The sequence below is a fragment of the Bradyrhizobium sp. DN3 genome, from assembly GCF_041357655.1.
Classification (GTDB): Bacteria; Pseudomonadota; Alphaproteobacteria; order Rhizobiales; family Xanthobacteraceae; genus Bradyrhizobium.
Genome location: NZ_JAULLN010000038.1, coordinates 41,235 through 55,569 on the forward strand (window position 1 = coordinate 41,235; position 14,335 = coordinate 55,569).

The following is a 14,335-nucleotide window of genomic DNA, read 5'->3' on the forward strand; positions in this document are numbered from 1 at the left end:
GAGGAGCGTCTGCCAATATTCCGGCGGCAGATCGGCGTCCGTGAAATGGCGGCTACGCTTCGCTATCCGCCTTACGATTGCGCTCACGCGCGGATGGAGCCTGACAGGCGTGCTTCCCTAATGCAATTTGTCCGCTCCTATTGACTCGCCTCGCGAATGGGCAAATCCTTCCAACAACGCAATTGCCATCGCCAATTTCAGCACTACGAACTTCGGCGCCTCGGACTTTATCGGCGCTATCCGACTCAATTTTCTGAATAGAAACGGAGGGGCCGATGCGCGCGCTCGCCTTGAGAACCGTCTCTCTTCTTACCCTCACTATCCTGGGCTCGATCTCTGCCACGCCTGCCGCACGCGCGGAGGACGGGACCGACGAGCAGTTTGGCAAGGTTCACTTCCAGACCTCCTGCAACGAATTGGCGCAGCGCCGCTTTGACCGCGGGATGCGCTATCAGCACTCATTCTGGTACCGGCCCGCGAAAGAGATTTTCGAGGAGACGTTGCAGGCCGATCCGGAGTGCGCGATCGCCTATTGGGGCATTGCCCTGAGCCTGCTGTATAATCCGCATTTTCCCGCGCCGAAGGAAAACCTCACCGAGGGCCTCGCCGCGCTGCAGAAGGCCAAGGCACTCGGCGCCAAGAGCGAACGCGAACGCGACTATATCGATGCGCTGCTGGCCTTCTATTCGGGCGACGAAAAGACGACGTTTGGCCAACGCGCGAAGGCCTATCTCAAGGCAACCGAAGCCGTCGCCGCGCGCTATCCCGACGATGACGAGGCGCAGATCGCCTACGCCATTACGCTGAATGTCACGGCCTCACCAAACGACAAGACCTATGCTAACCAGCTCAAGGGCGCTGCCATCCTGGAGCCGATCTTCAAGCGGCAGCCGCGCCACCCCGGCGTCGCGCATTACCTGATCCACCTCTACGACTATCCGGCGATCGCCGAGCAAGGTCTCGACGCTGCCAAGCGCTATTCCGAGATCGCGCCGGCGGCGCCGCACGCTTTGCATATGCCGTCGCACATCTTCACGCGCGTCGGCTACTGGAACGAATCCATCGAGGCCAATAGCCGTTCCGCCAAGGCTGCCAAGGAGGGCAAGGACCCCAGTGAGCAGCTGCATGCCGACGATTATATGGTCTACGCCCTGCTCCAGCTTGCGCAGGACAGCCGAGCTCGCGACGTCATCGCGGACATGGTTGCGACCACGGGTTATGCGCCGGCCGTCCGCGCCGGTCCCTACGCGATAGCGGCCAGCCAGGCGCGCTATATGGTCGAGCGCGGCGATTGGGAGGGCGCCGCCGCGCTGAAGGTTGAGCCGAGCCGGTTTGCATATGTCGATGCGATCACGTATTTCGCCCGCGCCCTTGGCGCAGCGCGCTCCGGCAATGCAGACGCCGCAACGGCGGATATCACCAAGCTGGCGGAGCTGCGGGACAAGCTGCAGCAGGACAAGGATGCGTATTGGGCCGAGATCGTCGACATTCAGCGGCAGGTCGCCACGGCCTGGCAGCTCAATGCCCAGGGAAAACAGGCGGACGCGTTGGAAGCGATGCGCCTTGCCGCCGACGCCGAAGACAAGACCGAAAAATCCATCGTGACGCCGGGACCGCTTGCCCCGGCACGCGAGCTTTACGGGACCATGCTGCTCGAACGCGGCATGGCGACGGAGGCATTGGCCGCGTTCGAAAGCACCATGCGCAAGGAGCCGAACCGCTTTGGCGCGACGATCGGCGCCGCTCACGCCGCCGAGAAAGCGGGTGACGCCGTGAAGGCACGTCAGTACTACGCGAAAGTTGTCGACATGGCGCGCAATGGCGACTCCTCGCGGGAGGACCTCGCGGCCGCACGAAAGTTCATGGCTCAGAATTAGCAATGGCTCAGAATTAGCAAAAGTGCCGTGGCAGCTTCCATGGGCCTTACAAGCAAATTCGTTGCGATCGGCGCAGCCACCGCACTGCTCTGCGCAGTCGCTGCGGTCTGGACATTGCGATCCGGCGAACCGGCACGCGCTACAGCGGCACTCGGCGAGGTCCGCCCGGTGTGGTCAGAAACCGACTGGCCTTTCGGCGCAGATCTCTGGGGGAAAGGAAAGGCATTCCGCTGCAAAGCCGAGGATTGCGGCGGCGAGGTCCAGCTCTACGTTCGCGCCAAGCTCGGGTTTTGCAATTGCGCCACCGGCGTCGCCGACGATGACGACCTCGATAAAATGGGCGACCTGGCGCTGATTGGCAAGGCAACGCCGATCGGCGCCGGTCGAGAGATCATCGTCGGTCCGATGCGCGGCCGCAGCCGGCCCTATCGCGTCGAGGGAAATCGCAACGCGCTCTCACTCGCCTTCAATCAGCGCTGCGACATGGTGGCCGCCACGGCTTTGGTTGGACCGGGCGCGCCCGCGTCACTGGAACCGGCGGTGCTGGCGTTCCTCAATAGCGACCGCATGTTGAAATGGGCCGAGATCGCGCTTGGCTTGTAACTCAGAGCAATTCGGCTTCTGTCTGCAGGATCTTCTCCGCTTGGCCTGCGCAACGTTAGCATTAAGGTCATGTGCGAGCGTGTGAGGGCTCTCCGCGCGAGATGAATGGGGTCGCAGCCGGCTACGCGGCCTACTCCCACGAGGCCGCAAAGTGCGCAATTACGCGATTTCGGAATAATCGCATTATGCCCCTGTTTTGCCCGACGCGTCAACCGCGTCGCGACTTCTTCGGGCCTGCCCGCGTAAGCCTTTGATTTCGCTGCGCCCGGCTACTGTGCATGGGGTTGTTTTTCAGCTTTTGATTTGAGGGCACCGGAGCGTCGTTGCGCAAGGCGCCTCGCGGGCCGTCAGCTCTGGCGAAAACCCATCCGGAAGGCGCCCCAGTGCTTGCCGCGGACCATGATCGGCGAGGACAGATCCTTCATCAGCACGAACTGCCCGCCGCCCATGTCGCGGCGGTAGGTCTGGAGCAGGAACGGCTTGGTGTTGGCCGCGACCTTCTTCACCGCGCGATCGGTGAACAGGCGGCGATTGCGGCAATTGGCGTTGTTCCAGACCGGGTCCTTGCCCTGCGGCAGACGGTAGTTCGGATTATGGGTCGGCAGATAGCCGCCCTTGGCCCAGGCGACGCAGAACACGATGCGGGGATCGGATTTCTGAATCGGGTCCTGGATCGCGGGCAGCACGCGGTCGGTGAACTCGACGTATTTGGTGAGGTATTGTTTCGGATCCGTGCCGGGGATTTCGCGGTACGTCTCGTCCATGAGCTGGTCGAGCGTGATATCGCCGCGATCGATCGCGGCTTCGAACTCGGCGGAGATTCGCTTGGCGGTGTCGACGACGACGCGGATCAGCGGCGCATCCGACGTCTCCACCCCGCTGTCGGCGATCAGCGCGATCAGGCCTTCGGACGTGTCGAGCAGCTTTGCGACCCGCTCGTCGGCGTTCTTGAGATCGCGCGAGGACAGATCGACGCCCTTGGCGAGTTCGTTGAGCTCGCTGATGACGGTGTCGCAATGTCCGAGATTGGAGGTCGCCGCGCGTGTGACGCTGTCGATCTCCGCTTCCACGGAGGCAAAGCCCTGCTGGACGCGTGAGATGATGCCGGAGATCTGCTGGGCACCTTCGCCTGCGGTCTTCGCGCGCTGCGAGGCGTCGCTGCTCTCGCTGATCAGGCCCTCGATCTGGCCGTCGAGATCGCGCACGGTGTCGGAGATCTGATGCGTGGCCTGGCGGGTGGCTTCCGCGAGGTTCTTCACTTCGCTGGCGACCACGGCGAAGCCGCGGCCGGCATTGCCGGCGCGCGCCGCTTCGATCGTGGCGTTCAGCGCAAGCAGATTGGTCTGTTTCGCAATCGCCTCGATCGAGCCTGATACCTTTGCCACCTGCGCCAGCGCCGAGCCGACGGCGCTCAAGCGCGCTTCGATGCGCTCCACCGCGGCGACGAGCTCGGAAATGTGGCTGACCGCGGTGTCGACTGCGCTGCGCGACTGCACGATCTCGCCGACCGCCGCGGACGTGGTCGTCTGCACCGCCTGCGATGCATTGGCGATGTCGTGATTGGCCGAGACCATCGTCTCGGCCGTCTTCTGGAGGTGGTGGAACCGTTCCGACTGGTTCGCGACGCGGTTTGCGACTTCCTGGACGTTACCGGCGATGTCGGCGAGCTCCACGCCGAGGCCGCCAATGCGATCGGCGAGCTGGTCGATCAGTCGTTCGGCCAGCGTCCGGTTGGAGCCGGTGTCCATGACTGCAACTTGTGCGACGGACATGTTCGATGAATCCTCCAGTCAGAGCCGTTCGCCGGCTCACGGCGGCATTCCCATTCCAACGATGACTTTAAGGGATGATTCGCCGCCGCCGTCTTGCCTGAGCGTGCACGAGGGCCAATTCGCCTTAATTCTTTGGTTGGAGGCATGGTCTTGTAGAAAGACCGCTGCACAACTTTTCCGATCATGCTCTAGAGCTTGTAAGCAGTGCGGAATCCACCCCAGTGCCGGCCCTGCACGCGGATCGGGACATCGATCTCCCGCATCATGACCGTGTTCCCGTTGCCCATGTCGCGTGCATAGCTTTGGACCAGGTACGAGCGCAGGTTGCGTGCCGCGGCCAATCCGGCCGGATCGTTGAATATCCGCCGGTTGCGGCTGTTGGCCGTGTTCCAGGTGACATCGCCCGGCCGCTGCGGATGCGAATAGATCTTGTTGTGTACCGGCAGGAAGCCGTTGCGGTCGACCATGGCGCAGAACGCCATGCGCGGCTCCTTCGCCAGAAAGGCTTCCTGGAACGGAGGCAGCGCCCGGTCGGCCCAGTCGAGATACTTCGTGCGATATTGCTGCGGATTGGTCGCGGCAATTTCCACATAATCGGTGTCGAAGAGGTCGTCGATGCTGACCTCGCCGCGCGCGACCGCCTGCTCGAATATCCTGGTCAGCGCGTTGCCGGCTTCCATGGCGCGGGTGACGAACTCCGTGTTCTCCTCATGGATCGACCACAGCCTGTCTTCGATCTTCTCGCGGAGCTCGGTATTGGGATTGACGAATTGCGCGCGGGCTCCGGCCTTGGATTGCTCGACCACGCGCAGGCGGCAGGCGCCGACGTGTTCGAGGATGCCTTCGATCAGCGCTTGCGGCGCAAGCCGGCCTGCGTCTGCGCCGCCGATCAGCACGCCCTCCATCGCGATTTCATAGACCGGCATCACGCCGCGCGCGGTTTCGAACTTGAGATGGCAGGGCAAGCGCTCGGTCTTGCGGCGGTCGTCGTGCTCGCTCTGGCGGAGCAGCACGGCGCAGCGCGATTTCAGCTTCTGCGCGAAAGTGGTGACGGCGCGTCCGGCGCTGGCGACATTCTCGCCGTGGGTCTCGGCCGCCTTGGTCGCGGCATCGATCTCGGCCGCGCTCTCGCCGACCGAGACGATGAATTCCGACGCGCTTGTCGCATTGCCGGAGACTTCGCCGGTGGTGGCGTTCTGCTCGGCGACCGCGCCGTTGACGGTCGCGAACACCGGGCGGATCGCCTCGATCGCCTGCGAGATGCGATGCACCGCATCCGCGGAGCCGGCGGCGTCGCGCTGGAGCGCGTCGATCTTCCGGGTGATCTCTTCGGTCGCGCTCTGGGTCTGCACCGCGAGGGCCTTGACCTCGGTGGCGACGACCGCGAAGCCTTTTCCCGCAGCGCCGGCACGGGCGGCTTCGATGGTCGAGTTGAGCGCGAGCAGCGTCGTCTGCCGCGCGATCTGCGCGATCAGATTGACGACATTGCCGATGGCGGCGGAGGATTCGCGCAAGCGATCGACGTTGGCGCGGGCTTCCTGCGCCGCGGCGCTGGCCTCGTCGGCGAGCTTGCCGGCCTCGCGGACCTGCGCCCCGATTCCCAGCGCGGACTGCGTGAACTTGTCGGCGGCATGGGCGAAGGTGGAGGCGGTCGATTGCGCCGCGTTGGTGCGGCCGGTCAGGGCGTCGGTGCGGTCGCGAATGGCGGCAAGGGTTGCGGCGGTCGCCTCGGCGCCGCCGGCCACCGAATTGGCGGCGCGCTCGAGCTGGCGGATCATGGCGCCCAGCTCGAGTTCCAGCAATTCCAGGATCTCCCTGGCGGAATCGCCGTCCGTGGCGGGGGCAGGCTCGAAATTGGCCACCGGCTGCGCAGCCTGCGGGGCTGCCGCGGGCGCAGCCATCTCCGGCAGACGCTTCCGAAATAGTCCGAACGCCATCACGTCTCTCTTGTCGGGGAACGGGCGGACGCTATTTTCGCAGGCCGAAATGAAATCAGGGTTAACGATGCCCGACCTCTAGGCACGGACCATTACGGTGGCTACCTCTACAGTGCTACCTTAAAGTACCAGAGCCCTTTGATTCCGGCGGGTTGGCGGCCTATAACGCCGCGCTTCCCACCCCATCGGCGAACGATTCCAAAGACCATTCAAGAGACCACGCATGGCCGGACATTCCCAATTCAAGAACATCATGCACCGCAAGGGGCGGCAGGATGCCCAGAAGTCGAAGCTGTTCGGCAAGCTGGCGCGGGAAATCACCGTCGCGGCCAAGCTCGGCACCCCTGATCCCGCCATGAACCCGCGCCTGCGCGCCGCCGTGATCGCCGCGCGCCAGGAGAACATGCCGAAGGACAATATCGAGCGCGCCATCAAGAAGGCGCTCGGCAGCGATGGCGAGAACTATGACGAAATCCGCTACGAGGGCTACGGCCCCGGTGGCGTCGCCGTCATCGTCGAGGCGCTGACTGACAACCGCAACCGGGCCGCTTCCGACATCCGCTCCTTCTTCACCAAGTCCGGCGGCAATCTCGGCGAAACCGGCTCGGTCTCCTTCATGTTCGACCGCACCGGCATCATCGAATACGACCGCAGCGTCGCCTCCGACGACGCCGTGCTGGACGCCGCGATCGAGGCCGGCGCCGACGACGTGATCTCGAGCGAGAGCGGCCACGAGATCTACGCCTCGACCGAAGGCTACCGCGACGTCGCCAAGGCGCTGGAAGCCAAGTTCGGCGAGCCGCGCAAGGCAGCGCTGATCTGGAAGCCGCAGAACACGGTCGCGGTCGACGATGAGACCGGCGAGAAGCTCTTGAAGCTGATGGACCTGCTGAACGAGCACGACGACGTCCAGAACGTCTACGCCAATTTCGAGGTGTCGGACGCGCTGATGGCGAAGATGGGCGGGTAGGCCGTCCTTCTAGCCTTTTCCTCCGCTGTCATCGCCCGCGCAGGCGGGCGATCCAGTATTCCAGAGACGCCGGCGAGATGCGGAGAAGCCGCGGCGTACTGGATACCCCGCTTTCGCGGGGTATGACGGCGTGTATTGTGGCGCACAACTCCCGCCTCACTGACCGGCTCCCCACTTCCCCTGTTACTTCCGTTCTGTTTCTGTTTCCCTCAGTCCGGCCAGCCGCTATCACTGGCCCATGACTGCGCTTCCGATTCGTGGCCCCGTTCGCATCATCGGCATCGACCCCGGCCTGCGCCGCACCGGCTGGGGCGTGATCGAGGCTGAGGGCAATCGCTTGATCTATGTCGCCTGCGGTTCGGTGGAACCGGCGGACGATTTGCCGCTGTCGAACCGTCTGCTCGCGATTCATCAGGGGCTCGCGGCCGTTCTGTCCGATCACAAGCCGATGGAGGCCGCGGTCGAGCAGACTTTTGTGAATAAGGACGGCGTCGCGACGCTAAAACTCGGCCAGGCACGCGGCGTTGCCATGCTGGCGCCGGCGATGTTCGGCATCAGTGTCGCCGAATATGCGCCGAACCAGGTCAAGAAGACGGTGGTCGGCGCCGGTCACGCCGACAAGCAACAGATCGCGATGATGCTCAAGATTTTGCTGCCCAAAGCCGAGCCGCCGTCGGCAGACGCCGCCGACGCACTCGCCATCGCCATCACCCACGCCCATCACCGCCAGAGCACCGCGCTCAGGCTGAAGGTGGTGGGGATATGATCGGCAAGCTCAAGGGCCTGATCGATTCCTACGGCGAGGATTTCGTCATCCTCGACGTCGGCGGCGTTGGCTATCAGGTGCATTGCTCGTCGCGCACGCTGCAGCATCTGCCGTCGCCGGGCGAAGCGGCCGTGCTGTCGATCGAGACCTATGTCCGCGAGGACCAGATCAAATTGTTCGGCTTCCGCACCGACCAGGAGCGCGAATGGTTTCGCCTGCTCCAGACCGTGCAGGGCGTCGGCGCCAAGGTCGCGCTGGCTGTGCTCGGCACGCTGGCGCCAGCCGATCTCGCCAATGCCATTGCGCTGCGCGACAAGGCTGTGGTGGCGCGCACGCCGGGCGTTGGCCCCAAGGTCGCCGAGCGCATCGTCACCGAATTGAAGGACAAGGCGCCGGCCTTCGCCAATGTCGATCCGCACGTCGTGCATCTCGCGGGCGCCGTCGACGACCAGCGCGCGCCGCGCCCGGTGGCGGATGCGATCTCGGCGCTGATCAATCTCGGCTACGGCCAGCCGCAGGCGGCTGCGGCCATTGCGTCCGCGTCGCGCAGTGCCGGTGAAGGCGCTGAGACGGCGCAGCTCATTCGCCTCGGCCTGAAGGAACTCGCGAAGTGAGCGCGTCAATGGTTAGTCTCGTAGGGTGGGCAAAGCGCAGCGTGCCCACCACCTTTGGAGCGATTGGAAACATGGTGGGCACGGCGCGAAGGGCGCCTTTGCCCACCCTACGATCTGATGGAGTTCGCTGAGTGAGCGACCCCAAGGCCAACCGCATGCTCTCGCCCGAGCGCCGCAGCGACGATGTCGGCGACACCGCGCTGCGCCCACAATCGCTGTCCGACTTCGTCGGCCAGCAGCAGGCGCGCAAGAATCTCTCGATTTTCATCGAAGCCGCCCGCAAGCGCGGCGAGGCGCTGGATCATGTGCTGTTCGTCGGCCCGCCCGGCCTCGGCAAGACCACGCTGGCGCAGATCGTGGCCAAGGAGCTCGGCGTCGGCTTTCGCGCCACATCAGGGCCGGTGATCGCCAAGGCCGGCGATCTCGCTGCGCTGCTCACCAATCTCGAAGAGCGCGACGTGCTCTTCATCGACGAAATCCATCGCCTCAGCCCGGCGGTGGAAGAGGTGCTCTATCCCGCGATGGAGGACTTTCAGCTCGACCTCATCATCGGCGAGGGGCCGGCCGCGCGCTCAGTGAAGATCGAGCTGTCGAAATTCACTCTCGTCGGCGCCACCACGCGCGCAGGCCTGCTGACGAATCCGCTGCGCGACCGCTTCGGCATTCCGGTCCGGCTGAATTTCTACACGATCGAGGAGCTCGAAAGCATCGTCAGCCGCGGCGCACGCGTGCTCAATGTCGGCATGAGCGCGGACGGCGCCAACGAGATCGCGCGCCGCGCCCGCGGCACGCCGCGCATCGCGGGCCGTCTGCTCCGCCGGGTGCGCGATTTCGCTTCGGCCGCCGATGCCGACAAGATCGACCGCAAGATCGCCGACCATGCACTTAGCGCGCTCGAAGTCGACGCCGCGGGCCTCGATGCCATGGACCGCCGCTACCTCACGACCATCGCGATGAACTATGGCGGCGGCCCGGTCGGCGTCGAGACCATGGCCGCTGCCTTGTCGGAGCCGCGCGATGCGATCGAGGACATCATCGAGCCCTATCTGATTCAATGCGGCTATCTCCAGCGCACCCCGCGCGGCCGTCTGCTCACCTCGCACGCCTTCCGCCATCTCGGTCTCGCCGAGCCCACGCGCGATACGGCACAATTTGGCCTGTTCGGCACCGACCAGTCCGAAGACGACTGATTGCCTGCGACGGTGAACCCACCGGTTCAATCCCATCACTAATCCGAACGCGCGGCGAACGGCATCGCCGCTCACGCACACGGATTGGAGCGGGAAGAAATGGGGCCGACGAACGACACCGGATTGCTCGAGGTCATCGCGGCCGCGCCGCGATCAGGTCGAGCTCATCCTGGAGATCCTGAAGATCGAAGCCAACCCGGTGCTGCTGTCCCTGCTGGCCGCGGGCCCCCTCGAAGACGTGATCAGCGCCGGGCCGATCGACCGCATCGAGCGTGAGGCGCGTGTCAATGAACGTTTTCGCGATCTGCTCGGCGGCGTCTGGTACTACCGCGCGCCCGACGACGTGAGGACGCGGCTGGATGCCCTGATTGGCGAGAGCCGCTGGTAACCTCTGTGCAGGCGTCTGCACCAGGATGCAGACGGTCTGCACGAACGCACCCCAATTCCGCTTCAATCGGGTCGCATCGAGAAGCAGCATCACCATCGAGCGTCCATGATCACTCGCCGCCATCTCATCCGTTCCATTGGCGCCCTGTCCGCCCTCGGCGCCTCGACTGCGGCCTATGGTGTCGGCGTCGAGCCGATGCTGCGGCTCCGCGTTACCCGCTATCATCCGATGCCGCGGCAGTGGCGGGCGGATCTTCCGCTGAAGATCGCTGTCATCGCCGACATCCATGCCTGCGATCCCTGGATGCCGCTGGACCGGATCGAGGCCGTCGTCGACCGCACCAACGCGCTGAAGGCTGATATCATCGTGCTGCTCGGCGACTATGTCGCCGGCCTGCACCAGGTCACGCGTATCATCCCGTCGAGCGAATGGGCCAGAGTGCTGGCCGGCCTCAAGGCGCCGCTCGGCGTCCACGCCGTCATGGGCAACCACGATTATTGGGACGACAAGACCGTGCAGCGGGCCGGACTTGGCCCGACCATCGCGCATCGCGCACTGGAAGCAGCCGGCATCCCCGTCTACGAGAACGATGTCGTGCGCCTCACCAAGGACGGCCGACCGTTCTGGCTCGCCGGTCTCGGCGATCAGCTCGCCTTCCTGCCGGCGCGACGCTTTCGCAGCATGGTGCATTTCGGTGCCGACGATCTCAACGCAACGCTCGCCAAGGTCACGGACGACGCGCCAATCATCCTGCTCGCGCATGAACCCAACATCGCGCCGCGTGTGCCCGCGCGCGTCGCGCTGCAACTGTCCGGCCACACCCATGGCGGCCAGGTCCGCCTGCTCGGCTGGTCGCCGGCGGTTCCGGCGCAGCATGGCATCCGGCTCGCCTATGGCCATGTCCGGCTGAAATGCGACGTCATCATCTCCGGCGGCCTCGGTTGCAGCATCATGCCGCTCCGCGTCGGCGTGCCGCCCGAGATCGTCGAGGTGACGCTGGGGCGAACCGCACCGGTTGTGTCCTAAAGCGTTTTCGAGCGAAGTGGACACCGGTTCGCGTCGAGAAAACGCGACAAACAAAAAAACCACCACGCTTGCGCGACCGCCTGTTTTTGCGCAAAACGGGCGGGTTACAGAGAAGCGAAGAGGCTCGCGACGTGACAGCTCATCTCGACGGCGAGATCCGCGGCGGCCGCCACCACATGCAGGTCCGTGTCTATTACGAGGACACGGATTTCTCTGACTTGCCATTATCGTAGTAGGCAAACGAACTGCTTTCTTCCGCCGTGCGGCGGCCTTCTGGGAAAAGCTTCTTGCCGTAAAGGGCAACGCTGTTGAGGTAGGGCGTATATTCGTAGGGCATTCGCTTGCGAACCGGATGCACCACGATGCAGTCAATCAAGTTGCGGAAGGCGACACGAGTTTCGATCGCCTTAGGATTGGTTTTGAGCGCTGTGACAAGCCTTCTAACCTCCAAACGGTATCGGTCACCGAATTTCGGGTGGTCGAAGGGGATGACATTTTCGCCGCCACCGCCCAGCAGCCGCATGCGCTCTTCTACGCTTTCCCGTTCCAAGTCACACTCATCGATCCGCTTGAGCAACTCATCCGGCTTCCGACGGCTATTTGCGATGGCATATGACAGACGTTCGATCTCGGTAGTCAACACGCGGCGCCGACGATCTAGCTTGGCGTATTCGCTGCTCTTGTTCCGATCGTTTTTGCGCTCCTCCTTCCAAGCATGCATAGCCTCTTCAATGGCTCTTGGCGAAAGCAATTTCACTTCGATCTTGGCAGAGGCATCTTCGAGCAAAACGTCCATGTCAAAGCTGCGGGTATGCTCGCAGGTGCCCCGCTGATGCGCGTTCGCGCATGCAGCGCGAGGTGCGCCGTTACGGGAGGATTGAGCGATTCGCATATGGCCATTGCAGACCCCGCACCGGAGCACCCCGGCAAGCGGGTGCTCGTTATTACGCGGGATCACGATGCGACGCCGCGGCTTGCCTGTTGGCCCGAACATGTGCACGGCGCGCACGCTACGAACCTTCTGCGCTCGATCCCAGAGCACTTGCGGAACGATCCGCAGCTCGGGCTTTTTGACTATGATGTGCCGTTCCTCCGGATTGCGGCGCTTCTGCTTCTTCTGCGTTTCCGGGTTGATAATCGTCGAGCGAACGTTCCAATGTATCTCGCCGATGTATAGATCGTTACCGATAATGCCGCGACCATGCCGACCGCCCGTGATGCACTGATGATTCCAGGTGGTGCGTCCCGCCTTGTTCTTGTGACGAATTGCCCCTGGTGAGGGCACGCCTTCGCGGGTGAGATCAGCGGCGATACTTCGAGTCGAGCGGCCAGCCGCATATTCGGTGAAGATGCGGACCACAACCTTCGCTTCGTCCTCATCGATCGTCCGCTCGCCGGGCGCGCCTGGTTTCGGCCGATACCCATAGGCGTATGAGCCAGGAATTCTTCCGTTAGTAACAGCGTTGTCATGGCCGCGCCGAACCTTCTCGGCGAGCTGCGGCTTGTAAATCGTATTGTAGAGACTTGCGATGCTGATGTCCGTGGCTGTCGCATAGACGCCTCTCTGATCCATTAACTCAACGCCATTGAACTCGAAAACCTGCTTGAGACGCTGGATAGTTGCGGGATCGCGTGACAAGCGGTCAAAGTGCTCTACGACGACCACGTCAAAGTCATGTTTTCGCACACCGTTGAGCAAGCGCTGATAGCCGTCCCGTGCACCTTCGGTAAGGCCAGATTTTGCGGCATCCACAAACTCCCCGATAATATCGAGGTTGTTGCGCAATGCGACCTTCCGGCAGAGCAATAGCTGACCGTCAATCGAGGTCGCCTTTTGCATGTCGCTGGAATAGCGGGCGTATAGTACGGCCGTTTTCTTGGATGACCTTGTCGTCATGCCGGTCCTCTATCGGCTGCTGCCGAGCCGTCATTTTCATCCCGTGCGATCTGGCGTCCGATGGCGCGCGCCAGCTCAAACCAGATTTCCTCATTGTCGGGATTATCCCAGCTCTGAGGATGGGAGGGGTCAAGCGCTCGAATGATCGCCCGTTGTTCTCGGAGCGATCGGATGCGGGTACGCATTTGCAAACTCGCCAGCAGAAGCTAACGTAAATTTCCGCGCTGCGCCACAGCCAAGCCGCAGTGATTGCTCGCAGCGCTTCCCTCATCCTGACTTCCGCGGCATCGAATGAAAATGAAATTCTTCAAGTGTCGCAGCGCGCGTGAGGGCATTCCTGGCGATCAGGCGCGTAGTCGGGAGCAGATTTGCTAAGCAAAGCGGAGTAAAAATACTTGCGGGTGACGGTGGCGTAAGTCTGTTGTTCGGTGCCGTGCCTAGCGGAGCCGTTCTCAGGCCACGCGGCCTCTCGTAGTGGCTGCTGCGGAACGTCGGCTCGCCCACCAATGAAATCTGGCTGCTGGTGGTGAAGTAGACCTTAAGACCGAAGCACTGCGCGGGGGCCCGTCCGGCATCTGACGCCAATGGATCCATTCGATACTTGGCAACTAGATAGGGCTATTCAACGATCCGGGGGTGCCGGGGCCGCGCGTAATGCGAGCCCAGAATAACGTGGTAGAAAGATTGCAAGAGCAAACAAAAACCCCGGCATTGCTGCCGGGGTTCTCGCGTTTGGTGGTCCGCGTGATGCGGCTGGATCAGAAGTCCATGCCACCCATGCCGCCCATGCCGCCGCCAGGAGGCATCGCAGGGCCGCCGGCGTTCTTCTTCGGCAGCTCGGCAACCATCGCTTCCGTTGTGATCAGCAGCGCCGCCACCGAGGAGGCGTTCTGGACTGCGGTGCGCACGACCTTGGTCGGGTCGATGATGCCCTTGGAGACCAGGTTGCTGTATTCGCCTGTCTGCGCATCGAAGCCGTAAGAGTACTGATCCTTCTCCAAGACTTTGCCGACCACGACCGAGCCGTCTTCACCGGCGTTGAGCGCGATCTGACGGGCCGGCCAGGACAACGCCTTGCGTACGATCTCGACGCCGGTCTTCTGGTCGTCGTTCTTGGTGCGCAGGCCCTTAAGCGCGTCGGCGGCACGGAGCAGGGCGACGCCGCCGCCCGGGACGATGCCTTCCTCGACAGCCGCGCGGGTCGCGTGCATCGCGTCATCAACGCGATCCTTGCGCTCCCTCACCTCGACCTCGGTCGCGCCGCCGACGCGGATCACCGCGACGCCGCCGGCGAG

The 14,335-nt window shown here is 63.5% G+C and carries 13 protein-coding genes and 1 pseudogene; 9 read left to right on the forward strand and 5 right to left on the reverse strand.

Annotated elements, in window-relative coordinates:
• The first annotated feature begins 275 nt into the window (after positions 1 to 275).
• Entirely contained in the window at positions 276 to 1,877 is a 1,602-nt protein-coding gene (locus AAE027_RS35490; RefSeq protein WP_370990543.1) for a hypothetical protein, read from the forward strand.
• A gap of 39 nt (positions 1,878 to 1,916) precedes the next feature.
• Positions 1,917 to 2,480, forward strand: coding sequence for a hypothetical protein (locus AAE027_RS35495; RefSeq protein ID WP_370990544.1), 564 nt, complete (start codon positions 1,917 to 1,919; stop codon positions 2,478 to 2,480).
• 347 nt (positions 2,481 to 2,827) lie between these two features.
• On the opposite strand, the gene AAE027_RS35500 is transcribed toward AAE027_RS35495, so the two are convergent.
• Positions 2,828 to 4,252, reverse strand: a complete 1,425-nt coding sequence (locus tag AAE027_RS35500) for a methyl-accepting chemotaxis protein (protein ID WP_370990545.1) — start codon at positions 4,250 to 4,252, stop codon at positions 2,828 to 2,830.
• Between the two features lie 188 nt (positions 4,253 to 4,440).
• A complete protein-coding gene (locus AAE027_RS35505; protein ID WP_370990546.1) occupies positions 4,441 to 6,189 on the reverse strand; it encodes a methyl-accepting chemotaxis protein in 1,749 nt (582 codons plus the stop codon).
• A gap of 223 nt (positions 6,190 to 6,412) precedes the next feature.
• Here AAE027_RS35505 and AAE027_RS35510 point away from each other — a divergent pair, with 223 nt between their 5' ends.
• The 7 genes and pseudogenes from AAE027_RS35510 to AAE027_RS35540 form a co-directional block, all read left to right on the forward strand.
• A complete protein-coding gene (locus AAE027_RS35510) occupies positions 6,413 to 7,159 on the forward strand; it encodes a YebC/PmpR family DNA-binding transcriptional regulator (protein WP_091881484.1) in 747 nt (248 codons plus the stop codon).
• 238 nt (positions 7,160 to 7,397) lie between these two features.
• A complete protein-coding gene (ruvC, locus tag AAE027_RS35515; RefSeq protein WP_370990547.1) occupies positions 7,398 to 7,925 on the forward strand; it encodes a crossover junction endodeoxyribonuclease RuvC in 528 nt (175 codons plus the stop codon).
• Positions 7,922 to 8,539, forward strand: a complete 618-nt coding sequence (gene ruvA, locus AAE027_RS35520) for a Holliday junction branch migration protein RuvA (RefSeq protein ID WP_370990548.1) — start codon at positions 7,922 to 7,924, stop codon at positions 8,537 to 8,539. Before ruvC ends, ruvA begins: the two co-directional genes overlap by 4 nt.
• Positions 8,540 to 8,694: 155 nt before the next feature.
• Entirely contained in the window at positions 8,695 to 9,729 is a 1,035-nt protein-coding gene (gene ruvB / locus AAE027_RS35525; protein ID WP_370990554.1) for a Holliday junction branch migration DNA helicase RuvB, read from the forward strand.
• Positions 9,730 to 9,928: 199 nt separating this feature from the next.
• A complete protein-coding gene (locus AAE027_RS35530; RefSeq protein ID WP_370990549.1) occupies positions 9,929 to 10,117 on the forward strand; it encodes a DUF6869 domain-containing protein in 189 nt (62 codons plus the stop codon).
• A gap of 105 nt (positions 10,118 to 10,222) precedes the next feature.
• A complete protein-coding gene (locus AAE027_RS35535; RefSeq protein ID WP_370990550.1) occupies positions 10,223 to 11,143 on the forward strand; it encodes a metallophosphoesterase in 921 nt (306 codons plus the stop codon).
• A gap of 131 nt (positions 11,144 to 11,274) precedes the next feature.
• A pseudogene (locus tag AAE027_RS35540) lies at positions 11,275 to 11,364 on the forward strand (acyl-CoA thioester hydrolase); the annotation flags it as partial.
• Here AAE027_RS35540 and AAE027_RS35545 read toward each other — a convergent pair.
• The 3 genes from AAE027_RS35545 to AAE027_RS35555 form a co-directional block, all read right to left on the reverse strand.
• Entirely contained in the window at positions 11,337 to 13,040 is a 1,704-nt protein-coding gene (locus AAE027_RS35545; protein WP_370990551.1) for a recombinase family protein, read from the reverse strand. The pseudogene AAE027_RS35540 and the gene AAE027_RS35545 overlap by 28 nt on opposite strands.
• Positions 13,037 to 13,225 carry a hypothetical protein gene (locus AAE027_RS35550; protein WP_130216364.1) on the reverse strand — a complete coding sequence of 63 codons (189 nt, stop codon included), beginning with the start codon at positions 13,223 to 13,225 and terminating at the stop codon, positions 13,037 to 13,039. Before AAE027_RS35550 ends, AAE027_RS35545 begins: the two co-directional genes overlap by 4 nt.
• Before the next feature lie 573 nt (positions 13,226 to 13,798).
• Positions 13,799 to 14,335: TCP-1/cpn60 chaperonin family protein (locus tag AAE027_RS35555; protein WP_479714260.1), on the reverse strand; the 537-nt coding region annotated here is incomplete at its 5' end.

Bases quoted from the DNA above. Each gene is read 5' to 3' on its own strand.
- ruvA (WP_370990548.1), top strand. From the start codon at position 7,922: ATGATCGGCAAGCTCAAGGGCCTGATCGATTCCTACGGCGAGGATTTC.
- AAE027_RS35500 (WP_370990545.1), bottom strand. From the start codon at position 4,252: ATGTCCGTCGCACAAGTTGCAGTCATGGACACCGGCTCCAACCGGACG.
- AAE027_RS35490 (WP_370990543.1), top strand. From the start codon at position 276: ATGCGCGCGCTCGCCTTGAGAACCGTCTCTCTTCTTACCCTCACTATC.
- AAE027_RS35535 (WP_370990550.1), top strand. From the start codon at position 10,223: ATGATCACTCGCCGCCATCTCATCCGTTCCATTGGCGCCCTGTCCGCC.
- ruvB (WP_370990554.1), top strand. From the start codon at position 8,695: ATGCTCTCGCCCGAGCGCCGCAGCGACGATGTCGGCGACACCGCGCTG.
- AAE027_RS35505 (WP_370990546.1), bottom strand. From the start codon at position 6,189: ATGGCGTTCGGACTATTTCGGAAGCGTCTGCCGGAGATGGCTGCGCCC.
- AAE027_RS35545 (WP_370990551.1), bottom strand. From the start codon at position 13,040: ATGACGACAAGGTCATCCAAGAAAACGGCCGTACTATACGCCCGCTAT.
- ruvC (WP_370990547.1), top strand. From the start codon at position 7,398: ATGACTGCGCTTCCGATTCGTGGCCCCGTTCGCATCATCGGCATCGAC.
- AAE027_RS35550 (WP_130216364.1), bottom strand. From the start codon at position 13,225: ATGCGTACCCGCATCCGATCGCTCCGAGAACAACGGGCGATCATTCGA.
- AAE027_RS35510 (WP_091881484.1), top strand. From the start codon at position 6,413: ATGGCCGGACATTCCCAATTCAAGAACATCATGCACCGCAAGGGGCGG.
- AAE027_RS35495 (WP_370990544.1), top strand. From the start codon at position 1,917: ATGGGCCTTACAAGCAAATTCGTTGCGATCGGCGCAGCCACCGCACTG.